The 26,987-nt window shown below is 36.0% G+C and carries 16 protein-coding genes, 2 tRNA genes and 1 pseudogene; 12 read left to right on the forward strand and 7 right to left on the reverse strand.

The window, feature by feature from the left end:
* Positions 1–141 precede the first annotated feature (141 nt).
* The 3 genes from AAEU33_RS08275 to argS all read left to right on the forward strand — a co-directional run bounded on the left by AAEU33_RS08275 (position 142) and on the right by argS (position 6,531).
* Positions 142–3,165, forward strand: a complete 3,024-nt coding sequence (locus AAEU33_RS08275; RefSeq protein ID WP_345991971.1) for a SusC/RagA family TonB-linked outer membrane protein — start codon at positions 142–144, stop codon at positions 3,163–3,165.
* Positions 3,166–3,175: 10 nt separating this feature from the next.
* Positions 3,176–4,603 carry a SusD/RagB family nutrient-binding outer membrane lipoprotein gene (locus tag AAEU33_RS08280; protein WP_345991973.1) on the forward strand — a complete coding sequence of 476 codons (1,428 nt, stop codon included), beginning with the start codon at positions 3,176–3,178 and terminating at the stop codon, positions 4,601–4,603.
* 161 nt (positions 4,604–4,764) lie between these two features.
* Positions 4,765–6,531 carry an arginine--tRNA ligase gene (gene argS, locus AAEU33_RS08285; RefSeq protein WP_345991975.1) on the forward strand — a complete coding sequence of 589 codons (1,767 nt, stop codon included), beginning with the start codon at positions 4,765–4,767 and terminating at the stop codon, positions 6,529–6,531.
* Positions 6,532–6,565: 34 nt separating this feature from the next.
* Here the strand turns inward: argS and AAEU33_RS08290 are convergent, their stop codons facing one another.
* The 5 genes from AAEU33_RS08290 to ccoN form a co-directional block, all read right to left on the reverse strand.
* Complete coding sequence (locus AAEU33_RS08290; protein ID WP_172280484.1) at positions 6,566–7,504, reverse strand: YihY/virulence factor BrkB family protein; 939 nt, start codon at positions 7,502–7,504, stop codon at positions 6,566–6,568.
* A gap of 1 nt (position 7,505) precedes the next feature.
* Positions 7,506–9,833, reverse strand: a complete 2,328-nt coding sequence (locus tag AAEU33_RS08295; RefSeq protein WP_345991977.1) for a BamA/TamA family outer membrane protein — start codon at positions 9,831–9,833, stop codon at positions 7,506–7,508.
* Positions 9,834–14,858 carry a translocation/assembly module TamB domain-containing protein gene (locus AAEU33_RS08300; RefSeq protein WP_345991979.1) on the reverse strand — a complete coding sequence of 1,675 codons (5,025 nt, stop codon included), beginning with the start codon at positions 14,856–14,858 and terminating at the stop codon, positions 9,834–9,836.
* A gap of 287 nt (positions 14,859–15,145) precedes the next feature.
* Positions 15,146–16,033, reverse strand: coding sequence for a cbb3-type cytochrome c oxidase N-terminal domain-containing protein (locus AAEU33_RS08305; RefSeq protein ID WP_345991981.1), 888 nt, complete (start codon positions 16,031–16,033; stop codon positions 15,146–15,148).
* A gap of 19 nt (positions 16,034–16,052) precedes the next feature.
* The gene (gene ccoN / locus AAEU33_RS08310) at positions 16,053–18,332 is read right to left on the reverse strand and encodes a cytochrome-c oxidase, cbb3-type subunit I (protein WP_345991983.1); all 2,280 of its coding nucleotides are present in this window, start codon (positions 18,330–18,332) and stop codon (positions 16,053–16,055) included.
* Positions 18,333–18,524: 192 nt separating this feature from the next.
* On the opposite strand from ccoN, the gene AAEU33_RS08315 reads away from it, so the two are divergent.
* The 5 genes and pseudogenes from AAEU33_RS08315 to AAEU33_RS08335 all read left to right on the forward strand — a co-directional run.
* Entirely contained in the window at positions 18,525–18,818 is a 294-nt protein-coding gene (locus AAEU33_RS08315) for a helix-turn-helix transcriptional regulator (RefSeq protein ID WP_172280476.1), read from the forward strand.
* A 114-nt stretch (positions 18,819–18,932) separates the two neighbouring features.
* On the forward strand, positions 18,933–20,360 hold the full coding sequence (locus tag AAEU33_RS08320) for an amino acid permease (protein WP_345991985.1): 1,428 nt from the start codon (positions 18,933–18,935) through the stop codon (positions 20,358–20,360).
* Between the two features lie 152 nt (positions 20,361–20,512).
* The gene (locus AAEU33_RS08325; RefSeq protein WP_345991987.1) at positions 20,513–21,316 is read left to right on the forward strand and encodes an AraC family transcriptional regulator; all 804 of its coding nucleotides are present in this window, start codon (positions 20,513–20,515) and stop codon (positions 21,314–21,316) included.
* A gap of 101 nt (positions 21,317–21,417) precedes the next feature.
* Positions 21,418–22,032 carry a hypothetical protein gene (locus AAEU33_RS08330; RefSeq protein ID WP_345991989.1) on the forward strand — a complete coding sequence of 205 codons (615 nt, stop codon included), beginning with the start codon at positions 21,418–21,420 and terminating at the stop codon, positions 22,030–22,032.
* A gap of 130 nt (positions 22,033–22,162) precedes the next feature.
* A pseudogene (locus AAEU33_RS08335) lies at positions 22,163–23,143 on the forward strand (agmatine deiminase family protein); the annotation flags it as partial.
* Positions 23,144–23,346: 203 nt separating this feature from the next.
* Here AAEU33_RS08335 and AAEU33_RS08340 read toward each other — a convergent pair.
* A tRNA-Gln gene (locus AAEU33_RS08340) sits at positions 23,347–23,417 on the reverse strand.
* A gap of 171 nt (positions 23,418–23,588) precedes the next feature.
* Positions 23,589–23,659: transfer RNA gene (locus AAEU33_RS08345), tRNA-Gln, on the reverse strand.
* 100 nt (positions 23,660–23,759) lie between these two features.
* Here AAEU33_RS08345 and AAEU33_RS08350 point away from each other — a divergent pair.
* Genes AAEU33_RS08350 through AAEU33_RS08365 form a run of 4 tightly spaced genes read left to right on the forward strand, consistent with a single transcriptional unit; the run spans position 23,760 to position 26,888 of the window.
* Positions 23,760–24,767, forward strand: coding sequence for an AMP-binding protein (locus tag AAEU33_RS08350; RefSeq protein WP_345991991.1), 1,008 nt, complete (start codon positions 23,760–23,762; stop codon positions 24,765–24,767).
* Between the two features lie 31 nt (positions 24,768–24,798).
* Positions 24,799–25,191, forward strand: coding sequence for an alternative ribosome rescue aminoacyl-tRNA hydrolase ArfB (gene arfB, locus AAEU33_RS08355; protein ID WP_172280464.1), 393 nt, complete (start codon positions 24,799–24,801; stop codon positions 25,189–25,191).
* Between the two features lie 47 nt (positions 25,192–25,238).
* Positions 25,239–25,886 carry a hypothetical protein gene (locus AAEU33_RS08360; RefSeq protein WP_345991993.1) on the forward strand — a complete coding sequence of 216 codons (648 nt, stop codon included), beginning with the start codon at positions 25,239–25,241 and terminating at the stop codon, positions 25,884–25,886.
* A gap of 27 nt (positions 25,887–25,913) precedes the next feature.
* Complete coding sequence (locus AAEU33_RS08365; RefSeq protein WP_273649427.1) at positions 25,914–26,888, forward strand: deoxyhypusine synthase family protein; 975 nt, start codon at positions 25,914–25,916, stop codon at positions 26,886–26,888.
* Positions 26,889–26,987 lie beyond the last annotated feature (99 nt).

Consider the following 26,987-nt stretch of genomic DNA (forward strand, 5'->3'; position numbering starts at 1 on the left):
TTTGCTAATTTTTGGTTTAAAATATTAACAAAATAATGGATTAATTTCATTGTTTTTGAGTAATCGGTAATTTTGTGTCGTTTTCTTTTGTCTTGTTAATTAAAGTTTAACAAATTTGTGAGGCTAAAAAATTAATTATATATGAAGAAAACTACTGCTGGTGTTCTCTTACTTATATTGTCTTCATCCCTAGCTGTCTCATATGCACAAAAAGGGAAAAGTGATACAGTAAGAACACAAAACATTGAAGGAGTTGTTGTTACCGCTCTTGGAATTAAAAGAGAGAAAAAATCCTTAGGATATTCAACACAGGAAGTGAAGGGAGACCAGATTTCCGCAGTACCTGTAGCTAATGTCTCAGATGCATTAGCAGGACAAGTTGCAGGTTTAAACATTACTCAGTCTGGCACAATGGGAGGATCCACCAATATGGTTATACGAGGCATTAAATCATTAACCTCAAGTAATCAGGCATTAATTGTAATTGATGGAACACCAATTAACAATGAAACATTTAATCAAAGTGGGATTGGCTCCGGAGGTGGAGGGTACGATTATTCCAATGGATTAGCAGATCTTAATGCTAATGATATTGAAAGTGTCAATGTATTGAAAGGTGCGGCGGCAAGTGCTTTGTACGGATCAAGAGGGATGAATGGTGTGGTCATGATTACGACAAAAAAGGGAAGAAAGAGCAGAAAAATTGGAATAGAATTTAACAGCTCAACAACTTTAGGATTTGTAGATAAGTCTACACTTCCAAAGTATCAACATGAATATGGTGGTGGCTATACAGGGAATTCTTTTTATAGTGGTGACATTAAAGGGAATGGTGTTGTGGAGAATAATATTGTTTACACCTATGATGATGCTTCTTTCGGAACCCGTTTTGATCCTAATCTTTATGTTTATAATTGGGATTCCCAATATCCTCAATTACCGGGATATCTTAAGACTACTCCCTGGGTAGCAGGCAAAGATCCTAATTCGATCTGGAATACTGCAGCAACATATCAAAATTCCATTGCCTTTTCTGCAGGAAATGAAAAAGGAAAATATAGATTGGGGTATACCAATTTTCTACAAGAGGGAGCTTTGGATAATAGCGAAATAAGAAAAAATACAATTGACTTTTCCGCGGACTATAATTTTACAGAGAAGCTTAATATTTTTGGTAATATAAATTATATAAATACTAACGGGAGGGGAAGAGTATACACAGGATATGAATCCAGAAATCCTATGCAGGGATTCAGGCAGTGGTGGAATATGTCTGTAGACATGGATAAGCAAAGAGAAGCCTACAACCTTACAGGTCAAAATATAACCTGGAATATTAAAGATTATACAAAGCAAGAAGTAGGATATACGGATAATTATTTCTTTAATAGAAACCAGAATTATCAGTCAGATACAAGAAATAGATATTTCGGAAACTTTGGATTTAACTATAAGATTACTGATTGGATAAGTTTTATGGGAAGATATGCATTTGATACTTTCGACGAGCTTAGGCAGGAAAGAGTAGCAACCGGTTCATCTAATCAGGGGCGTCTTAGTAACGGCGGTAAAGGTGAATATTATTTTATGACCCACAAGGTTTATGAAATGAATTATGATGCTATTTTAAACATTAATAAAAATTTGGGAGCAGATTTTAATTTGAATGGAAATGTAGGTTTTAATCTTAGAAGAAACGGAAGGTATGGTAATTCAGGACTAACCAATGGAGGCCTAAAGGTGCCTGGGTTATATTCTATCACAAACAGTGCGGAACCCTTGACAGAAGTGAATGTTGGCGATTTCGATGAAAATAAAAGTGTTGACGGAATCTTTGCCCAGGCTAGTTTAGGATATAAAAATATGTTATTCTTAGACGGATCTATTAGAAGAGATAGATCATCAACCTTGCCGATTAGTAACAATACATACTGGTATCCTTCCGGTTCTGTAAGCTTTGTTTTTTCTGAACTTTTAGCTAGTAAAAATAAAATTAGCTTTGGTAAAGTTCGATTCAATTATGCAGTGGTAGGGAATGATACAGGACCTTATAATTTATTAAATACTTATCCTTTTAATCCTGCATTTAACGGGTCTTTCAATGCTAGTGCAAGAGATGTAGCGGCAAATCCAAATCTAAAACCTGAAATGCTGGATGAGATGGAAGCAGGTTTAGAAATGGGTTTCTTTAAAAATAGAATAAGTTTTGATGTTTCGGTTTACCAACAGAAAACCAAGGATCTGATTACCCCAACCAATATTTCAGGAGCATCAGGTTTTACAAGCAGATGGATAAATGCAGGTGATATTGAAAACAGAGGTATTGAAACAAGGTTAACTGTTGTCCCAATAAAAACTACTAAATTTTCCTGGGAAGTTACTGCCAACTGGTCTAAAAACAAATCAAAGGTTACTAAGATTTATGGAGAAACAGATTTCTTACCATTTGCTTCAATGTGGAATGTTACTTCCGGAGCAATGTTGGGAGAATCTACTGGGACTATCAGAGGAACTAATTATGTTTACCTAAATGGGCAACGTGTAGTTGATAGTAATGGTAAATATATGATAAGCACAAATCCACAAGAAAAAATTGGTGATGCAGTGCCGGATTGGAGAGGAAGTATTATCAATACAATCCGGTATAAAAATTTAAGTTTAAGCTTTTTAATTGATGTGAAGAAGGGAGGTGATGTGTATTCGCAAGATATGGCGTTTGGTCTTGCTACAGGATTGTACAAAGAAACAGCAGGACTTAATGATCTGGGTAATCCTTTAAGAAATACTCTTGCAAATGGAGGTGGAGTTATTTTGCCAGGAGTGAAGGCTGACGGAACACCTAATGATATAAGGGCTGGCTTTACAAACTATAGAAATCCATATGGCTACTATGGTGGACCAGAGGCAATGCATGTTTATGATGGCTCATTTGTAAAGCTTAGAAATGTAACAATTTCCTATAAATTACCTAAAGAAACTTTTGGAAATTCTTTCATTGACAGCATGACACTTTCTTTAATTGGACGGAATCTATGGATTATTCATAAGAATTTACCGTACGCCGATCCCGAAGCCTTAATGAGTTCAGGAAATGCATTAGGTTTTCAAAATGGAGCACATCCATCTATGAGAGAAATTGGTGCAAGTATAAAAGTTGAATTTTAAAGTTAAGAAAATGAAAAAAATAATTATAGGCTCATTCTTAAGCTTATCCCTGTTTTCATGTACTAATGAAGACTACGAAAATTTAAATAAAGATCCGAAAAATCCTGCAGAAGTTCCCGGGAGTTTTCTTTTTACAAATGGGGTGAAAAGCCTTTTTGATCAAATGGGTAATACCAATGTTAATCGAAATGTATTCCGGTTGTTTGCTCAGCAATGGACACAGACTCAGTATGTCGATGAAACCAATTATAGTATAAGAAACAGAAGTATTCCGGATAATCATTGGAACATTCTTTATACTAAAGTTCTTTATAATTTAAAGCAAGCCAAGGAATCTATTAATAAAGATCCTAAACTTACATTGGGACAGAAAAAAAATCAGACTGCCTACATTTCAATCATTGAGGTTTATACGTGGCAGCAATTGGTTGATCTATTTGGAAATGTTCCTTACTCACAAGCATTACAAGGGGTAGAAGGAACTTTGCCTGCTTATGATGATGCTTTTACTATTTATAAAGACCTGTTATTAAAGATAACAAAAGCTTATAGCGATATTGATCCTAAGTCGACTGGTTTTGAAAAAGATTTTGTTTTTGATGGAGACCATACCAAATGGAAAAAATTAGCTGCTTCAATAAGATTCAAACTTGCTATGAGAATAGCAGATGCCGATCCTTCATTATCAAAGACAGAAGCAGAAGCCGCTTTCACACAAGGGCTCATCTCTTCTAATCAGGATAACTTTATTCTAAGGTACGAAAGTAATATTGCTAATGCTAATCCATTGTATGCTGATCTGGTTTTAAGCGGAAGACAGGACTTTGTTCCTGCGGATACCTTCGTCGACTACCTAAATGATTTACAAGACCCAAGAAGGAATGTTTTTTTTGACAATAATAAAACTCCTTATGTTGGAGGTATTTATGGAAGTTTTAATACCTATACAGATTACAGCCATATCGGGAAAGTTTTTTTTAATCCTGACCTTAAAGGAGATTTAATGGATTATTCCGAAATCTCATTTCTACTTGCTGAAGCGAAAGAGAGAGGATATAATGTCCCTTTACCTGCAGCGGCTTATTATACACAAGCGATTTCTGCAAATATGCAGTACTGGGGCATAGATTCTGTGGATATAGCGGCTTATCTTGCTAAGGCTAATGTAAATTATGCTACAGCATCTGGCACATGGAAACAAAAAATTGGTAAGCAATTCTGGATTGCTATGTATAATAGAGGATTCGAAGCTTGGACTGTATGGAGAAAATATGATGCTCCTGCTTTAAGATTACCTGCAGCAACAAAAGCACCTGTGCCAAACAGGTTTACTTATCCTGTACGTGAAACTACTCTGAATGGAAGTAATTATAATCAGGCAGCTGCTGCCATTGGAGGAGATCAGTTACAAACAAAGTTATTCTGGGATAAATTTTAACACCTTAATATATTTCACATTCATGTTAGGCCGCCTTCGGGCGGTTTTTTTATTTCCGTATATTTGTACTTCCAAATTTTGAAATGAGTCACCCCAGAAGTGTTTCATTTGCTCATGATTTGTTAGAGCTAGTATTATAGCGGAAAAATAAAAATAATTACATGAATATTAAAGATATAATAGAGGAAAAACTTTCGGAGGTCATTTTGAATGTATATCAGTTGAAAGAAATCAACCTTGAAGTTCAGGAAAATAAAACTGAATATGAGGGAGATTTTACAATTGTCACTTTTCCATTGGTAAAGCAGTTGAAAAAAAATCCTGAAAGTATCGGAGTAGAATTGGGAGAATCACTTACTGCACAGACCGACTTGTTTGAAAGCTTTAACGTTATTAAAGGATTTTTGAACGTAAAGGTTAAAAACCAATTCTTTGTAGATCAGTTCAAATCAATAAGTGAAGACTTTTCAAATATTGATAAGAAAAATGCTACAGTTATGGTGGAATATTCTTCGCCAAACACCAATAAACCTCTTCACCTGGGGCATATCAGAAATAATTTGTTAGGGTTTTCTGTGGCCCAGATTTTAAAGGAGGCCGGATATGACGTGATCAAGTCGCAGATCATTAATGACAGGGGAATTCATATTTGTAAATCAATGCTGGCTTGGGAAAAATTTGGAAATGGAGAAACTCCTGAGACCACTCATACCAAGGGAGATAAGTTCGTTGGAAACTATTATGTAGAATTTGATAAAAACTATAAAAAAGAAATCTCTGATCTTGTAGAACGAGGAATAGGAGAGGATCAAGCTAAAAAAGAAGCTCCTTTGATGAAAGAAGCTCAAAAAATGTTGCAAGATTGGGAAAATGGTGATGAGAAGGTAAGAAGTTTATGGGCAGAAATGAACAGCTGGGTTTATAAAGGTTTTAATGAAACCTATAAAAGATTGGGAGTTGATTTTGACCAGGTTCAATACGAAAGCAATACTTATATTTTAGGTAAAGATCTTATTCAGGAAGGACTTGATAAAGGGATTTTGTATCAGAAAGAAGACGGATCGGTTTGGTGTGACCTGACGGATGAGGGATTGGATCAAAAACTTTTATTGCGTTCGGATGGAACATCAGTTTATATGACTCAGGATTTGGGAACCGCAGTAGAACGATTCAAGCAGAATGATATTCAGAAACTAATTTATACTGTAGGGAATGAGCAGGATTATCATTTCCAGGTGTTGTTCAAGATATTGAAAAAACTGGGTTATGCGTGGGCTGATCAGCTGTTCCACTTATCATATGGAATGGTGGAACTTCCGGAAGGAAAAATGAAATCCCGTGAAGGAACTGTAGTGGATGCTGATGATCTGATGCAGGAAATGTACGAAACAGCTAAATCAAAGGCTCAGGAATTAGGAAAACTTGAAACGCTTTCGGATCAAGAAAGAGAATCTTCTTATGAAACTGTTGGGTTAGGTGCATTGAAGTATTTTATGCTTAAAGTAGATCCAAAGAAAAAAATGCTATTTAATCCGGCGGATAGTGTTGATTTCAATGGAAACACGGGACCATTCATTCAGTATACATATGCCCGTATTCAGTCCTTATTGTCAAAAGCTAACTATGAATATAAAGAAGCTTCTGCAGTAGAGCTGAATGAATTTGAAAAAGAGCTAATCATGTTACTGGCGAATTATAAAACTATTGTAGAAAGAGCTGCCGAGGCATTAAGTCCTGCTCTTGTCGCTAATTATGTTTACGATTTGGTAAAATCTTATAATTCATTTTATCAGAATCAAAGTACACCGATTGTAAAACTTGAAGAAGGAGATTTAAAACAAACCCGTTTAAATTTATCTGATCTGACGGCAAAAACTATAAAAAAATCTTTAGGGTTACTGGGAATAGGAACCGTAAACAGAATGTAAAATATAAGCCTTCCGGATTCGGGAGGCTTTTTTATTAAGTTTGTTGGTTTTGTTTTGATACATCTCTGTGACTGTCTTCATATAATTTTGCATCACTCCATTTGGCATGTTTGGAAGGAACAATTTTATAGCCTTTTTTGTAAGAGTATACTTTAGTGAATTCAGCTCCGAAAAATATCAACATGCAGGAATAATTAATCCACATCATAATAAGGATCACAGTTCCTGCCGTTCCAAAGGTTGAGGTTGGTTTGAAATTACTGAAGTACAGGCTTAATAAAAATTTACCCAATGTAAATAAAATAGTTGTTAAAATTGCACCTTTCCATACAGGTTTCCAGCTGATCTGTACATCCGGGAGAAATTTGAACATCAAAGCAAATAGAAGCATAACGAGCGCAAAGCCAACAGCAAAATTGACCAGTTCAACCAGCATATACGTCTCGAACCCGAAATAATTGGTGATCCATGTATTAAAAAGGCTAATCGCTGATGAAAGAATCATCGTGATCATTAATAAAAACCCAAGAATAAGGATCATTCCAAGTGAGTTCGCTCTATCAAGAAGAAATTTGATCAATGCTTTTTTGGGTGCTGATTGAACATCCCAAAGAGTGTTTAACGAATGTTGCAGCTGAAAAAATAAAGTAGTAGAACCAAAAACCAAAGAACCGATCCCTACTGCTTTCATGAAAATATTCTGCTTATCGATCAATGCTCCGGCAATCATATTTTCTACACTTTTAGCAACATCTTCCCCCATTAATCCGCTGATTTGAGTACTGATCTGCCCGCGGATGGCTTCTTCACCAAAAAAGTTTCCGGCTATCCAGATAATAATAATTAATAGTCCCGGGATTGAAAAAATAGCGTAATAAGCTAAGCTTGCCGAATCCCTTGATGCGGTTGAACTATTCCATTCACTAAACGTTTCTTTTAAAACTTCCCAGAAAAATTTTATATTATTGATCATATTAAAATGGATATCCGATTGCTATATTTAATACAAGATTATCTTTTCTCCAGCTGCTGTCCCCGAAATTAATTCTGTTAAAAGTCCATCGGTCCCCTTTTTCATAATAAGGAACACGTATCGGCATTGCTAAATCGAGCCTTAGAATTAAAATAGAGAAATCAAGTCTTAGACCAACTCCTGCACCTACAGCTATTTCGCTTAAAAAATCTTTGGAGAATTTTCCTCCTGGTCTATAAGGGTCACTATTGATTAACCAGACATTTCCAGCATCCACAAAAGCAGCAACATTTAAAAATTTATATAAATTTGCTCTATATTCTGCATTTACTTCTAGTTTAATATCTCCTGATTGATCAAATGAAAATCCTTGTGATAGGGACCTTGGATCAAAACTTCCCGGCCCTAAAGTTCTTGCTCTAAATGCTCTGATACTGTTACTTCCTCCCACAAAGAACTGTCTGGAAAAAGGGATGAATTCTGAGTTCCCATAAGGATATGCAACTCCGGCAATTATTCTTGATGCGAAATTAGTTTTTTCTGAAAATTTATGGTAAAATCTAAAATCATTTTCAATTTTTGCATATTGACTGAATGGAACTCCAAAAATTTCTTTTTGTTTATCTTTTTTTGCATTAGCTCCTGTCAGCAAGCCTGTAATATTTCCTGCCAAGTCCAGTGTACCTTTATAATAGATAGTATTGGTTTGGGGTAACATGGTATTGGTATAAGTATAGGAGTATGTAGGCCCGAAAATGAGTTGCTTTTCTACAATTCTTTGCTGTGCTGGTGTGGTTGCAATAGATTTATACAATGGAGTTACATTGGCAGGGGAAACCAACGTAATATCAATCACTTTCAGATCATGTTCTTTGCGAGCATTTTCCTTCCATACATAGCCGAAAGATGCTGTAAAGTTGTTCAATGTGTAATATTGCGTACGGTTCTGGAATTCATATCCTAAACTGATATTTGTTCTTGGAACAAAAGCACTCGAAGAATTAAAGCGGAAAGGAGCAACAATCCTAGGAATTGACAACTGTACATTAGCTCCCGCACGATACATATTCTTAGCTTCAGATTGTTGTCCTCCCATCTGTACATCAAATGCTCCGTATACAGATGCTTTGAATTGTTCAGCACCTTTGAAAAAATTTCTGTGGGTCCAGTTTAAGTTGAGCTCACTACCCGCGTAGCTTGCTGAATTGGTTCTCCCTAAAGCCTCAAGGCGTAAAGATTGTACTTCCCGAGGTGTTAACAGGTAATATGCATCAAATTTGTGTTGCAAAGAATCCGAAACGATAAACTCATTTTTAACAAACTTAAAAACCCCTAAACTAATCAGCCTGTTTAATGAAAGGTTATGATTTGTCCGGTTATAAAGATCTCCTTTTTTAAAATATAATGCTCTGTCAAAGATCTTAGGTTTGAATTTATGTTGCGGATCTATAACGTAGATATCATCATAAACATATTTTGATAGTGAATCCGGATTCATAGGGACACTGTATTTTCCCTGCTTTACATCCTGAAGATTATAATTGGGGAATACAATAACCTTATCGATACCGAACTGTTGTGTTGCAAGTTCAGGTGTATCATCTTTTAGTTTTACATTAAGCTCAACCTTATGATTTTTGGCTACTGTACTGTCTGCCTGAACAATAATATTGTCAGGATGAAAATAATAAAATCCTTTTTCTTTCAACCCGTTATCAATCCTGTCACGTTCCGACTTAATAACACCAAGGTCGAATGGATTTCCATTTTTCAGTAAGCTTTTATCTTTTAAATTTTGAATTTCGCGATTAACCAGAGTAGAATCTTTTTGAAATTTTACGTTGCTGATCAGATATTGGGCTCCTGGTCTTAATGTATAAATGACTTTTGCTTTCTTGTTTTTGGAAATCGTATCATAAGTGGCTTTAGCATTAAAATATCCTTTATTCTCGGAGTAATTAACAATAATGTCTTTATTGAATTCACGGTCAACGTCTCCTAATAAGACGGGTTTCTCACCCACCTTATATTTAAGCCAGTAATTGAATCCTTTTTCTTTTTTAGGTTCTTTGGCAATATTATAAAAATATAACCTTGGTCGTAGGCCCAGAATGGTTGAATTAGGTTTGGGAACCAGATTTTCTTCCAAAGCGGCCTGAAGTTCTTTTTTCTCTTTTTTGGAGATGGTATCATTTTCAATTTTTACTTCACCACCGGTGTATAGCATTTGTCCTTCTTTCAGAAACTTTGTATTGCTACACGAAAGTGAAATGGCAGCGAATCCCGATGCACATAAAGATGTAAGATATATTTTGAATGTATTTCCCATTTATTTAAACTCTACCACTTGGTTATTTTTATTTTCTTTTTTTGGTTTGTCCTGTTTTGATTTCCTGAAAATATCCCGGAATCGGTCATAATCCAATGTAATAATGAAACCGACACCTGTTTCAATAATTTGTCCTTGCAGGGCTACCTGATATTCATCTTTACGATAAGCCCTCAGCATATATCTGCCATCTTTGGAAAGACTGTAATCCACAGTAACATTTCCTGCGATATTGGTTGTGTTCTCATTTTGTCTGGCATCACCTTCCAGGCCGAAATTGCTTCCCACCGTTACTTTAAGACGATCGTTTAGTAGCTTTTTACTAATATCTACGTTGAGGTCGGTTCTTGTATTTTTCTGCCCGGTAGAATAATCTTCGGAAGATTCCAGCCCAAAATTCAGATCAACTCCTTTAATAAGTCCTGAAGCCAGGTTATTCAGTTGCTGCGAAAGGATTTTACTTACACTTTGTCTTGCCATTGCTTCCGCAGACATTCCTGCGCTGCTTTGGAATGGATTCTCTCCAATAAAACGGTTCAATAATAACAAAGCGAAGACCTGTTTATTCATTTCCGATTCCTGAGTTCTGAGCTGGGTAAGTTTCTGATCAACTGCATCAGTTACAGTAGATGAAACAGCATTATTTTTCTTATCTGTAGTGATGTCAAATGTAATCTGTGGTTTCAGTAATTCACCTTTCATTTTTAACAACGTATTGAAAGGAATTCTTTGTTTGAATTGATTCAATGTAGCAGCATCACCCGTGAATTGTTGCTCAACTAGGTCAATTGGAGCCGTTTCGGTTTTATAAATGGCCGTAATATCCATAATGGCTGCAGTAGGCTCTCCTGTCCAGGTAATGGTACTCCCTTTCTGAATATCAAATTTTCTCTTAAGTACACTTACAGAAAGCTCATAAGATCCTTTTTCCACCTGATAAACACCCACAAGGGTAGTTTTTCCGGATGGATCAATGCCTCCGGTCAGTTCCGCCTCTCCCTGCAGTTTTACAAAATCACCATTGGCCTTATCAATAACAATTGACATTTTTGCTTCTTTACTTACTTCGATATTTACACTTACATCCATGCCTTTAATGCGGCTCTGAGCTTTCAAAGAGTCAGCTTTGATTGTTTTGTTTAAAACCACCTGATCCTGATCTACAAACTCCACGATTCCATCTCTTTCCTGCAATGACGGGCTGGATTGAGGAAGGACAAATGTAAAATCCGTATTATCCGCCACGGCTAATCTTCCTTCTACTTTCGGAAGATCCAGATTACCACGGATATGCAGTCCTGCGTCGATAGCAAGAATCCCGTACATCATGGCATCATTGGATTTTTCAGAACTTACAACCTTAAAATCTTTAGCGTTTACATCAAGATTGAAGGCGAAGTCTCTATAGGTTTGTGTAAGGACCTGCCCGTCTACGACAAGTGCATTTCCATCCTTATCATTCACTTTAAATTGATTAAACTCAATTCCACGGCTGGTAAAATTGATCTCATCATTCAGTTTTCTGAAATCACTTCCCGTCTTTGCTATCTCAAGCCCAACATTATTGAATTTTACCTTACCAAGGATGTTAGGCTTATCCGTACTTCCTGTAATCTTAAGATTTCCGGAAAGGTATCCTTCCGTATTGGTAATGGCATTCATTGAGAAGCCTTGGGCACTTTTCATCTGAAGCTTATTGATAGCCATGTCTAAATCAAATGTGCTTGATGATGTATTATAATCTCCAACGATCTTTACATCATTATCATTGCCTGATAATGCGATATTGGCATTTAAAAGCTTAGGTGAAGTACTGTTAACCTTTACAGCAAGGTTCCCGATTGGATTTCCAAATACATAAAGATCAGAAACGTTGAGGTCTGAGGTAAATGTCATGTCCTTTGTAAGATCCCTTAACTGAGCTGTACCGTTGATCGTTCCCTTTGCCAGTAGAGAATCCTTTTTAATGACCTCTGTGATTGTTTCTATCTTGAAGTCCTTTAATGAAATATTTAAAGGGCTGTTAGGAGATGTGCTTTCGGACTGAAGGGAAATTTCGCTTCCTGTGTTGGAAAGTCTGAAGTTATCTGCTACAATTCCTTTGCTGCTGATCTGTATTTTATTTCCTTCCGCAACGGTCCAGTCATTATAATTTAATTTGAGGCCGTTTGGATTTAACGAGATTTCTGTAATGTCATTCAGTGATTTGGCATTTCCGGCTATCAGGAATTGCGTCACATCTTTTTGATCTTTGGTCGTGATGTTATAATTGATAGTGTTGTCAGAAATATCTCCGCCAATATTTATTTTATTTAAAGCAAAACTTGAGCTTTTCAATCCGGCAACATTCAAATTATATTGCAGGGCTTCGTTTTCATTCGTTACTTTAAGTGAAGCATTTTCAATGGAGTTTTCACCATATAGTAATTGAGGAATTTGTCCGTCGATTTCAATTTTATGGGAGTCAGCATTATAATTTCCAGCTAAATTGATTGTTTCAAAACTTTTAAGATCCGGAACAAACTTTCTGATCAGATCATCATTTTTAATTTTTGCATTAAAGGTAAAATATTGTCCTGCATCGATCTTTTGAGATTTATCAGGTTTCTGAAACTGGTAATACTGGTTAATGGTCTGAGCCAACGATCCGAAAATCTGCGTTAACCTGTATTTTCCTTTGAGCTCGACATCAGCAATCTGAGAATTGAGGACAATGCTTGTTGAATCATTTGCCGAACTTGCTTTCAGCGTTACTTCCTGAACAGGATAAACTTCTTTGGTATCCGAGAACGCGAAATTTTGGAGATTCAGATAACCATTAAGGTGATCCGGATCCAGATTTGTAAAGTCACCCTCAATTTTTCCACCGATAATCATTTGTTTATCGTAGAAGCCTAGTTTATTGAGATCTACTTTGATAATATTTCCATTAACTTTTACCGTAGGATTTTTTTCATTATATATTCCCGAGGCTGTTAATTTCAGGTTGGCATTAGGATCATTAGAATCCAATAGGATACTATAAGCTCCATTATCAATTTTTCCAGTCAAGTTCATATCTCGGTACTGGTATCCTTTGTAGGTTGCTGAAGCAACATGTCCTTTAAGATCTGCTTTTGCTTTTTTGAAGTCAAAACTTTCTCCTTTTGCAGAGATTTGAGCTGTAACCGAGCCAATGTCCTTATTCTGTATAATTTTTCCCACCTGTATCCCCTGCAAATTAGCCTTTACATCATAGAGTTCATGATTTTTTCTGCGCATATCCACCTTGGCTATAACTGCAGCATTTCCGAGAGTGGAATACAGGTTGAGGTTGGTATCAACCATCTTCGTGGTTCCTTTCGCTGTCCCTTTGATGCTGAAATTTGATGGGAGGGAAATATTCGATGGAATAGTATTTTTAGGTACCAGGTTAAAGATTGTTTTTGCAGAAGATGACAGTTCGCCAATTTTCAGATCATAATATAACTGATCGGGATTCATGGCGTTTTTAATTCTTCCTGATGCCGAAACCCTTAGTTGATCAAGCCCTGATAATTTAAAATTCTGGATCAGCAGATCATTTACATTTCCTTTTACATTTGCATTAACTGCAAGTATTGCATTAGGATATTTATTAAACGGAACTGTTGTCCTTAAAGTTGGAACCAGATTTAAAATATCGGCAAATCCTACTTTGGAATCTTTAATGTTAGCTGATATTTTTACTGCGCCCAGGTTTGAACTGAGTTGTTCGATTGAATTATACTCCAAAACAACCTCATCCCTTAGAATTGTTTTTGAGGTCTGCAAATAAAGGTCTTTCAGATAGGCCTGTCTTTCACCATATACAAAATCTGTATTGAATTTCTGTATATCCAGCCCACGACTTTCCTTAATTTCCGCAGAGCTTACAGTTCCTGCAAACGTATTGTTTTCCATCTTGAAACTACGGACCTCCACATTCATTTTTGAAAAATTAAGATGGTTAAAATCCATTCCCTGCTTTGTAGAAGTAATCGCGGTATTATTGTATGCTACTTTCACATCGTTCAAAACCATCTTCCCCAAAAGTATTTTCATTGCTTTTTCAGCATTTGCAGAAGGCTTAGGCTCTTCTTTTGAGTTTTTGGGATTGGCATTTTGAGCCGGCAGATAAAGATTGGCATTAATATCTGCTCCGGAAAGAAACAGATTGGCTACGTTGTAAGAGTTGTTATCAAGATCCAGCTTATTGACCTTAGTACTTAATTCTTTAAATACAATTTTTGCAAAGGTTTTGGTATTGTCATCCCCATAATCTATATCAAAATTTGTCAGCTTAATTCCTCTTAATCCAATACTCATTGATTTTTTCTGGTTAAGAGAATCTACTTTCTTTTCAACTTTTTTTGAAACCTCTTCTACAATATCCTGCTTTAATTTGAGCTTCAGTCCATCGAGGTTGATATCATTAACGGCGTAGCTATTTTTATTTAAATCAAAAGTTTTTACCCTGGTGTCAAAAGATTTAAAATATAATTTAATATCGTTTCGGGATTGCTGGTCATTAAAAGTAACCCCGATATCTTTTAATTTGATTTTATCCAATGAAATAATAAACGGTTTTGAAGGACTTTCTTCTTTATCAGAAGTGGCAAAGGCATCGATAATATAATCAAAATTGAATTTTCCGTCTTTTTTTCTTACCACGTTGGCCTGTACCCCTTCAAGATCAACAGAAGTAATATCTGCGGTAGAATTAATAAGTTTAAGCATGTTCAGGCCTACATCGAGCTTCTTTACAGCAAGAAGTGTATCAATATTCTGTCCCTTTAAATAAAGATTTTCCATAACCAGGCTGTTAGGGAAACCTATATAAACCCTTTCAAGGCTTACTTTTGTTTTGATTTTTTTCTCAAGATAAACAATAAGTTTGTCTTTGATGAAGTTTTGAACTGCCGGAAGTCTCAAGCTTAAAATAAGTAAGGTAAGAAATACCAATATCGATATAATGGTAATAGCAGTGCGTCTTAGGAGTTTTCTTTTATTGATTTTCAGTTTCAAATGTGATAGGGTTTAGAACAAAGATAATTAATACTATTTAAAAAATTACCTGGTGTGGTACCCTCTGGAGAATGCAAAAATCCTGCCTTGGCTGCCATTTATGGAATTTTAGTTGTGTCGAAGTGAAGTGAATAATTGAGACAACAGCCAAAGCAAGGATTGATTTTTTTCTTTAAAAAAGCCCCCTTTTGTTTATTTTCAAGTATGAAAAGGGTATCGAAAATAATATAATGTTAGTTAGTTTTCAAAAGGGGGCGAGGCATAGTTGAAAAGTTTAGTTTATATTTTTACTGATTATTATTCTCCCATTTTACTTCTTCACCTTGGGGTGCAGCGCCACCCTGAGTAACAGTAATGGGCGTGGTTTCCTGATTGATGTGATAAACATAAGCGGCAATTTTTTCAGCATCCCTTCCGGTAATTGTCCCTTCTTTAACAAATGGTCTCATAGCTGGATTGTTCGGTGAACCATTCTCAAGCATCCAGAAAACATTTTTAAACAGGCTTTTTTCTTTAATATTGATCCAGTATGTATCCGTTAAATTGGGACCAATACCTCCTTTGCCACCATCACCATGGCAGGTTACACAATTGGTTTTAAAAAGTTGCTCACCTTCTGCGATGTTATCAGCGCTGTATTTTGCTGTTTCCAGATTAATGGTGGGAGCATTTTTTTCGTATTCTTCAATGGAAGCCAGCATTACTTTGGTCTCTTTATCATATTCTGCATCCGGATGTGCATAATCTGTAAAGGCGAAAGCCAGCATATATACAGCACAGAAAATAATTCCGAAATAAAATAGTCCGATCCACCATTTGGGTAATGAATTATCCAGTTCCGTAATTCCGTCGAAACCATGATCGATGAGAATGTCTTTTTCCTCAGTTTGTGATTGCTTTTTAAAAGCAGAATTCCAGAGTTTCTGAAAATAAGGAGTACTTTTATCCCTAAGGTATTCTTGTTTTTCATACGAACTCAATCTGCTGAATTTTTCATTTTCCACCAGATCTCCAATCGAGTTCATGATCAAAAGGAGAATGGTGGCAATCAGTAATAATGCCCAGAAGAATGGGGAACTGAAATAACCGGAATCGTGAGCAAACATTTCGAATGCCATAACTGTTAATCCTACGGTTACAATGATGTATATAGAAATGGGTGTCCGTGTTTTCATTTTTACATGTATTTAATAATTAATCCGCACTTGCTGTTTTAATGTCCGTGGTTTTAATATCAGTACCTAATCTCTGGAGGTAGGCTATCATTGCTATAATTTCTCTCTGTTCAAGAGGAATAAAGGCAGAGCCTTTTGCTGCTTTATCTTTCTGAACCTGGTCTCTTACGTCTGTTGCCTCCGAATAAATTCTTTTTACAATAGCCTGTGACTGATGGTCTGCCCATTGGTTTGCCGAATCTATTTCCGCTTTTGTGTAAGGGATGTCAAAAGTATTTTTCATCAGTTCCATCTTGCTTATCATTTTAGAGCGGTCAAGTTTGTTTGTGATCAGCCATGGAAAACGAGGCATAATGGATCCTGCAGATGTAATTCTTGGATTGTACATATGTTTGAAATGCCATGAGTCAGGATTTCGGCTTCCCTCCCGGTGAAGATCAGGTCCTGTTCTTTTTGACCCCCATAAAAACGGTCTGTCATACACGAACTCACCTGCTTTAGAGTATTGCCCGTTTTTACCGTCAAATCTCATTACCTCATCACGGAAAGGCCTGATCATTTGGGAATGACATGAATTACATCCCTCACGGATATAGAGATCCCTACCTTCCAGCTCCAATGGAGAATAAGGTTTTACTGCCGTAATCTGTGGTAAGTTGCTCTTAATGGTAAGAGTAGGGACTATTTCTATCAATCCGCCAACTGAAATTACAATGAAGGCCAATATAGAAAGTAATTTTGGTGTTCTTTCAAGCCAAAGGTGAGCGCCTTCGCCTTCCTTTCTCTGGCTTCCGATATTTGCTAAAGCAGGAGCTTCTGCAGGAACTTCTCTTTGGAATGATCCGGCCTTAATGGTCTTAATAACATTCACAACCATTAATATGGCGCCGGAAAGGTAAAGGATACCTCCAATAAATCTCATTTTGAAATAAGGAATGATTGCGGTTACCGTATCCAGCCAGTTCTTCCACAATAGGGTTCCGTCCGGGTTGAATTGTTTCCACATCAAACCTTGAGTAAATCCTGAAATATACATTGGTACTGCATAGAAAATAATTCCTAAAGTCCCTAACCAGAAATGCCAGTTAGCCAGTTTTTTAGACCAGAGTTCCGTTCTCCACATAATTGGAATCAGATAGTAAATAACTCCAAATGCCATAAAACCATTCCATCCCAATGCACCTAAATGTACGTGCCCGATTACCCAGTCCGTGTAATGTCCGATTTTATTTAAAGATTTTGTGGCTAAAAGCGGTCCTTCAAATGTTGCCATTCCGTAACAGGTCACAGCCACAACGAAGAATTTAAGAATAGGATTTTCTCTTACTTTATCCCATGCTCCTCTTAAAGTAAGAAGACCGTTAAGCATTCCTCCCCATGACGGAGCGATAAGCATGATAGAGAACCCGGTTCCTACTGCCTGTGCCCATGCAGGAAGTGCCGTATACTGAAGGTGGTGAGGACCTGCCCACAGATAGACAAATATCAGGGACCAGAAATGGATAATAGACAGTTTATATGAGAATACAGGACGGTTAGCAGCCTTAGGCATAAAATAATACATCAGTCCTAAAACCGGAGTTGTTAATACGAATGCTACTGCATTGTGACCATACCACCACTGGACAAGGGCATCTTTTACTCCTGAATATACAGAATAAGATTTCCAGCTTGTGAAAGATAACGGAACTTCTAAGTTATTAAAAATATGAAGCATGGCAACAGCAATCCATGTAGCAATATAAAACCAGATGGCTACATAAAGGTGTCGTACCCGTCTTTTGGCAATGGTTCCAAACATATTGATCCCAAAAATGATCCATGAGAAAGCAATTAATATATCAATTGGCCATTCGTGTTCCGCATATTCTTTTGAAGTATTGATTCCCATCAGGAATGTAATAACCACACTGATGATCATAATCTGCCAAGACCAGAAATGGATCCACGAAAGTGTATCGCTATACATTCTGGTTTTCAGTAAACGCTGCATACTGTAATAGGCACCACAGAAAAATGAATTACATACAAAGGCAAAAATTACGGCACTCGTATGCAGCATCCGTATTCTTCCGAATCCCATTGCTCCCTGTGTATTGATCAGCCCCTGGATATTGCCGCTTCGTAAACTCTGAATCGTTGTGTCATCGGTTCCGAATAAAAATTCAGGTAGCTCAGGGTAGAAAAGCATTAGTGCTGCCGTAAGTCCCAGTAAAAAACCGACCAGACCAAATGCGATAGTAGCATAGAGAAATGCTCTGACAATGGTATTGTCATAATTAAATTTTTGCGTCTCCATAATTCCAATAGTTGTTGTAGAGAAAAATATTTATCATTAATAAGTGACCAGCTTTTAATTGTGAAGCTAAATTCCATTAAGAAATAAATATCATGTAACGTGTATAATGTTTTGCCAAAGGTATTTATTAACTTTGTTAGAGGCTAGTAGATATCCTTCTAAACTATACCAAAAACTACTAAAACAAATACAATGAAAGTATGCGGTCAGAACATCAGGAAAATCAGACGAACTAAAGATTTGACACAGGAGTATATGGCTTTTGAAATGGGGATTTCACAAAAGGCTTATTCGGATATTGAGAATTCTAAAGTGAAGATCAATCTGGATATCTTAAATAAAATCTCGCAGATCCTGGAAATTAAGCCTTCGGATATCTGCAGCATTTCACATAAATGCGGAATGGATGATTATGAAGACAAATACCAGTCTCTTTTGGAATATATGAAAAAGAATAATATTTCGGTTCCGGAAGAATATCTGTAAGAAAACAGAGTGTTTTACTTTTTAATTCTTTAAAACTGAATGATTTGAATGTTCATGCTGCTTTATAGAAGCAAATTTCTTAAAGTTTTATATATTTAGGGCTTAATTCATTGTATGAACAACGAACAAAAAACCGGGCCTAATGATGGGAATCTGGTTAGGGGATTAACCAACAGACATATTCAATTAATTGCTCTCGGTGGAGCTATAGGTACCGGTCTCTTTCTCGGTATTGGCCCTGCAGCTGTTTTAGCCGGCCCTTCCGTTATCTTAGGGTATGCATTAGCAGGGATCATTGCATTTTTTATTATGCGCCAACTTGGTGAAATGGTAGTTCAGGAACCTGTGTCCGGAAGCTTTAGTCATTTTGCATACAAATATTGGGGAAATTTTCCGGGGTTTGCTTCCGGCTGGAACTATTGGATTCTCTATATTCTGGTGAGTATGGCAGAACTTACAGCCATCGGACATTATATCCATTTTTGGTGGCCTGAAATTCCGCTCTGGGTTTCCAGTTTGTTCTTTTTTATCGTCATTAATGCGTTAAACCTTGCCTCTGTAAAAGTGTACGGAGAAACTGAATTCTGGTTTTCTATTATAAAGGTAGTTGCAATTATAGGAATGATTGTTTTTGGTATTTACTTATTGATTAGTGGTACCGGAGGGGATAAGGCAAGTATTTCAAATCTGTGGAATGACGGAGGATTTTTTCCAAAAGGTTTTTTTAATAAAACTGAAAATGGATATTCCGGACTTTTTGCGGCAATGGCCATGATCATGTTTTCCTTTGGAGGGTTGGAATTAATTGGAATTACTGCTGCAGAAGCTAAAAGTCCGGAAAAAACGATTCCTAAAGCTACCAATCAGGTTATTTACAGAATTTTAATTTTCTATGTGGGGGCATTGGTTATTCTCTTTTCACTAAGTCCATGGAGAGAAATTACAGAAGGAACAAGCCCGTTTGTCATGGTTTTCCAAAATCTGAATGGATTTGCATTTACCATCTTTGGAAAAGTAATACACTTTAATGTTCTCATAGCAAATATTCTTAATCTGATTGTTTTAACCGCAGCTTTATCAGTTTATAACAGCAGTGTTTACAGTAACAGCAGAATGCTTTTTGGATTAGCACAACAAGGAAATGCACCCAAATTTCTTACAAAATTAAATAAGAATAGCGTGCCTACCAATGCAATCCTTGTTTCCTCATGTTTTGCTGGGATCTGTATTATCATCAATAAGCTGGTTCCGGAAAAAGCATTTGAATATCTGATGGCCTTAGTAGTTTCCACTCTTATCATCAACTGGCTCATGATATGTTATACCCATTTAAAATTCAGAACTGAGAAAAATAAATCAGGAACAAAAACCAAATTTCCTTCTATATTTTATCCTGTATCGAATTACATATGCATCTTTTTCCTGTTGGCTATTTTAGTTTTAATGAGCATTACAGGGATGGAGATTCAGGTTATCCTGATCCCGGTGTGGTTGATTTTCCTCTTCATACTGTTTAAATTGTACAAGCCTAAAAACAGCTAGCTTTTTTACAGAGAATAATATAAAAAAGGATGGATATTTATCTGTCCTTTTTTTGTGAAGATGTTTTTTAGTAAATTCATAGGGTTATTAATTCATATGTGGCTGGCATTTTGTATAAACTGCAAAATCCATGTGAATTATAAAATACATTCATGCATACTCATTTTGGTGAAATACAAAAGATTGTAGACCTCATTGAGGAAAACTTTGATAGAGAGATCACGGCTTATGAAATAGAGAGCATGTCTCATTATTCCTATAGGAATTTCCAAAGGATCTTTTTTAGGATTTTTAATGAAACCATTTCCGGATTTCAAAAACGGCTCCGCCTTGAGAATGCTTATAAAAAGCTAATATATACAACCGATACAATTTCTGACATTGCCTGGCAAATTGGTTATTTTAATATTCAATCCTTTTCTAAAGCTTTTAAACAACAATATCATATTTCACCGGCAGTAGCCAGGAAAAATAAACAGGAAATGTTTAGTCAGTTTATTGATAATACCCAAGGAAATCTGCCACATGAAATAAGATATAAAGATCCGGTTTCTGTATACTGTAGGTTTATTAAAGCTAAGGATTATAATAATCAGGAAATTAATGATCTGTGGGAAAGTATTGAGAATGAAAATGAAATTTCTGGTTCTACCTATGGGATTATTCGGGATCAGCCCCTTATTACGAGCGTACCTCACTGCAGATACGGAGCAGGTATAAAACATATTTCTTCCGGGATATCGGGATTTCAAAAGAAAGAAATTTTTGGAGGTAAGTATATCAAATTTACCCATTATGGAAGCTTTGATAGTATTCTGGAAACCTACAGGATTTTTTATAAATTTTGGCTGACGGAGTCTTTGTTTATGCTGGATAATTCCGATGTTATAGAAGAATATACACAGTCCCCAACAGGAGAAATTATTACACACATTTATTTTCCGTTGTATTCATGAGGTTGTCCTTTTAGGACAATTTTTTGTTTTTTGAGGATCTAATTTTGCAGTCATCAATAACAAAGATGATTTATAAGTAAAGACTTTAGAAAACAATAATGATGAAAAAAATAGTATTTCCCGTAGCTTTTCTGTTTTCATATGGAGCAACAGCTCAAATTTCAGTACAAGGTTATGCAGGTATCAAGGAAACAGAAGTTTTAGGGATTTTTGATAAGGATTTTAAGACAAAATGGAATTATTTCGCTTCAGGTACAGTTTCCTACGAATATGAGTCAAAGAAATGGAATGCAGAGTTATATCAGAATCTTAATTATTATATAGGAAGAAACTGGGGAATTTCAGGGGGAGTTCATGTATCTGCTGAAGATGTAATGCCTTCGCTTGGATTTTCCTTTATTAAAGAGAAAGGAGATTTTGGAATTAATTTATATCCGGCGCTGACTTATTCTTTCGATGGGAAAGAAATGGGATTCGGGCTTTATACATTAATGGAATATACACCCAGGATTAATGAGCGGTTTAGCCTGTATAGTATGTTGATTATAGATTCTGATTTTAGCCTTAAGGAGCATCAGATGAGTAATCAGGTCATCAGATTGGGAATAGAAACCCAAAAGAAGATGCAGTTCGGAATCGGAAGTACCGTTTCTCAGACCGGAAATAATTTTGAAACCACAATTGACTTTGGAATATTTATAGGAAAGAAATTTTAATAATATGAATAATAAATTTTTTGCATTTTTTTTAACATTAAACTCAGTGTTTTGTATGTCACAAACGTATTATTTCCCGGAAGAGTCATCCCTTCACGAAGGAACATGGCTACAGTGACCACATCATCACCAGCATGGTAAGGCTTACAGGGAAAGGGTCGAGCAGACATGGATTGATATGACCAAAGCTTTACAGGTTAATGAGAAGGTCCATATTATTGCTTATGATGAGGTAGAGAAGAAAAGGATTTTACATATTTTAGAGGAGAATGTCATACCGATGAAAAATATTGATTTTAAGATCTATCCTACAGATGATGTATGGATCAGGGATAATGGACCTATTTTCGTGAAAGATAATAAAGGATACCTCCTGATCGAAGATTGGGGATTTAATGGTTGGGGAGAAAAGTTTGATTTTGAAAATTGTGATGAAATTCCACAACGTATCGGAAAAGACATCGGGGCAAAGGTTATAGATCTGAATGAAGAAATGGTAAATGAGGGAGGTGCAATAGAAACTGATGGAAATGGGGTTTTAATGGCATGTAAAAGTTCCGTGATCAGCCAGAAAAAAGGTTCGGTAAGGACAAAAGGGATAACACAGCAGGAGGCTGAGGAAATGTTTAAAACCTATTATGGAGTATCAAAGGTGATTTGGTTGGATGGCGTTACAGGACTGGATGTTACCGATATGCACATTGATGGATTTATGAAGTTTATAGACAAGGATACCATGATTACGATGGATGACGAGGATCTGGCAGAAATGGGGCTGTCGGATAAAGATATCAATACATTGTATACTGCCACAAACGTGAAGGGAAAAGAATATAAAAAAGTTTATGTGCCTGCTACAAAAAACAAGGTGAAAACAGCTTATGGTAAACAACTGGATGAAAAGGGCTCGTATGTAAACTATTACGTGGCCAATAAAATTGTTCTCGTTCCAAATTATGGTGACCCCAATGATAAAGTAGCAAACAAAATTATTCAGGATCAGTATCCTACTAGAAAAGTGATTGGAATTGATGTTAGAAACCTATATGAAAATGGTGGGATGGTACATTGTGTAACCCAACAACAACCAGCCGGAGAATTGGCTAAATAATGATTATAATATTAAATAAATACCCCTGATCTATTAGATCAGGGGTATTTATTTAAAGTCTCTTTGTGCTTTTCAGACAATATTAAGTGGTAAATTAAAATTTATCTAAGAGTATGGCTGTTTGATGGATATGTTACGTTTGTTATCCAAAAATTTTGATCAATAATAGAAAAACAAAAGCCACTCTTAAAAAGAGTGGCTTGTAGACCCACAGGGATTCGAACCCCAGATGACTGAACCAAAATCAGTAGTGTTACCGCTACACCATGGGTCTGTGTTATTTTTTGTGGTGCAAATTTATAAATTTTTTCTTGATACACAAAAATCTGGCATAAAAAAATCATTTTAATACATCCTGAAATAATAAGTAGTTGTGTACTAGTATTTTATTAATGGGATTTTAAACATATATAATAAAAAAACCACTCTTAAGAAAGAGTGGTTGTAGACCCACAGGGATTCGAACCCCAGATGACTGAACCAAAATCAGTAGTGTTACCGCTACACCATGGGTCTGTGTTGTTTTTAGTGGTGCAAATTTAAAGCTTTTTTCTCTACATACAAGAACTTTTTAAACTTTTTTTTACATTTACATCACATTTTATTTGCGGAAAACATGGTGATAGATTTCAATAATCTCAAAATTAATAACTTATATCCACATACGGAATTCGAAAAAAAAGTCATTCTTTTTTTGGAAAAATGGACTTCCGGTTCGGAAACAGTTGATGTCCAAACTTCAGGATCAACAGGAGCGCCTAAAGTTTTTGAAATTGAAAAAAGGAAAATGATGAATTCAGCAGTGATGACGTGTAACTTTTTACAGTTAAAAGAAGGAGATACGGCTTTGCTCTGTTTACCTGTAGAATATATCTCAGGTAAGATGATGGTAGTTCGCTCCTTTGAGAGAAAGATGAAGCTGCTTGTGGGAGAACCATCTTTACAGCCACTTGAAGAAATTACTGCAGAAATAGATTTTTGTGCGATGACTCCTCTACAGGTGGAAAACTCTGTGGATAAACTTCACCTTATAAAGAACCTGATCATCGGAGGAGCATCCGTTTCAGAGAGCCTGAAAAAAAGGATCTCACACCTCAATACAAACATATTTGAAACCTATGGAATGTCAGAAACTTTATCCCATATTGCCTTAAAGCAACTGTCGCCAAAGGCTGAAGATTACTTTACCGCTTTTGAACATGTTGAAATCTCTAAAGATGATCGGGGATGTCTCCGGATATTTGCTCCGGATGTCAACAGTGAGGTCCTGCAAACTAATGACTTAGTTGAAATTAAAAATTATAATCAGTTCAGATTTTTAGGACGTATTGATAATGTAATTAATTCCGGAGGGGCTAAAATTTTTCCTGAAGAACTGGAAGGATTGGTCAAAAAAGAAATTGCAAACGAAGTTGTATTTTTAGGATTAAAAGATGAAATTTTAGGCCAGAGATTGGTATTGGTTATCGAAGGGCAACGTTCGGAAAAATTGATTGAGAGGATTTCACAAATGCCATTTGAAAAAAACTTTCATAAACCTAAAGAAATTATTTTTGTGGATGAATTGCCGAGGACTCCGAATGGTAAGGTGAACCGGCTTGAATTAATAAAAATGCTGCCGTGAAATTTTTATCTGTAACCCTTGTTTCAAAACCATGAAAGATTTTTCAAAAGAACTTAGCTATAGAACTTCCAGGAGCAGTGGAGCGGGAGGTCAGAATGTAAACAAGGTGGAAACATCTGTCACCGTACTTTGGAATGTAAACGGATCTGAGTTTTTTACTGAAGATGAAAAAGTTTTAATTCAACATAAATTAAAAAACAGAATCAATGCAGAAGGCTTAATGTTTTTGACGGTTTCTGAGAGTAGAACTCAATTGATGAATAAAAATAAAGCAGTTGAAAAAATCATAGAAATTGTAAATAAAGCTTTAATAATTCCTAAGAAAAGACTCGCAACCAAACCTTCCAAAGGTCAAAAGCAGAAAAGGCTTGATAATAAAAAGAAACTCTCAGACAAAAAGGAAAACAGACGTTTTAAATTCTGATTGTGCACTTCGGAAAAAATGTTATTTTTGCCGAAATTTTAAAACAAATGATAAAAAAAATTACACTTTTAGGGATGATTTCAATTACTGCTATGTCCATGGCACAACAAAAATTTTCAATCATTCCATCCGTGGGATATGCATGGAGGGTAGCGAAAACTCCATCGAATATTTCAGGGGATACAAGAAACTACATTAAAGGGTTAAAAAGCGGGATGAATTTTGATGTTTCTGCTTATTATAATGTGAAGGGGAATATACATTTAGGACTAAAGTATTCCAATTACAGTGCATCCAGTGATGGAAGAATTACCGTAAGAGATAATAATGGGCAAACTGTTTCAGGATATGTAAACACCAAAGACAATATCAATTTCTTTGGACCAGCATTTATGTATTCTAACTTTAACGATGAGTTTAAGCATAAATTCTATTATGATGTTGCACTGGGAGCTATTACCTATACAACGAAAACCGGTAGCGTTAAAGGAACGGGGTCAAATTTGGGATTGGAAGCGAATTTTGCTTACCAATATGCAGTCTTGGATAATTTTTTTATTGGTCCTAAAATTGGTCTTACAGCCGGTACATTAAGCAAAATGACAATTAACGGAAGATCTTTTAAGCTGGAGGATGATCAAAAGGAAGGATTAACAAGACTTTCTCTGAGTGCTGCCGCTACATTCCGATTTTAAGTTTTATCTTTGCAAAAATCAAAATAAATGAACAAGCCAATTTCTGAATTTATAGAGAAATATTACCTGCACTTCAATGCAGCTGCATTGGTGGATGCATCAAAAGGTTATGTTGCGCATCTTAAAGATGGCGGAAAAATGATGATAACTTTAGCGGGAGCAATGTCTACTGCTGAATTAGGAAAGATTCTTGCTGAGATGATCCGTCAGGATAAAGTAGACTTTATTTCTTGTACCGGAGCAAACCTGGAAGAAGACTTAATGAACCTGGTTGCGCATTCTCATTATGAAAGAGTTCCTCATTACCGAGATCTTACGCCACAGGAAGAATGGGACTTATTGGAAAGAGGATTAAACAGAGTTACAGATACATGTATCCCTGAAGAAGAAGCATTCAGAAGGTTGCAGAAGCATATTGTGGAGATTTGGAAAGACGCTGACTCTAAAGGAGAAAGATACTTCCCACATGAATATATGTACAAAATGATCCTTTCTGGAGTTTTGGAGCAGTATTATGAGATTCCAAGAGAAAACTCATGGATGATTGCTGCTGCAGAAAAAAATCTTCCGATTGTTGTTCCGGGATGGGAAGATTCTACAATGGGAAATATTTTTGCATCCTATTGTATTAAAGGAGAGCTTAAAGCTACAACAATGAAATCAGGAATTGAATACATGATGTATCTTGCTGATTGGTATACTAAAAATTCAGGAGGTAAAGGTGTAGGATTCTTCCAGATTGGAGGAGGAATTGCAGGTGATTTCCCAATTTGTGTAGTACCGATGCTATATCAGGATATGGAGATGCATGATGTGCCGTTTTGGTCTTACTTCTGCCAGATTTCCGATTCTACAACATCGTACGGTTCATATTCCGGAGCAGTTCCAAATGAAAAGATTACTTGGGGTAAACTGGATATTACAACACCTAAGTTCATCGTTGAAAGTGATGCAACGATCTGTGCTCCATTAATGTTCTCCTATATTCTTGAGAATTCTTAAGATGAAATTTCCGGGATATCCTGGATCATAAAATAATAAAAACGCTTCATATTATGGAGCGTTTTTTATTTTTTAGATGTTGAAAAAATTCTCATGATA

This window comes from Chryseobacterium sp. Chry.R1, from assembly GCF_039645525.1.
Taxonomy (GTDB): Bacteria; Bacteroidota; Bacteroidia; order Flavobacteriales; family Weeksellaceae; genus Chryseobacterium; species Chryseobacterium proteolyticum.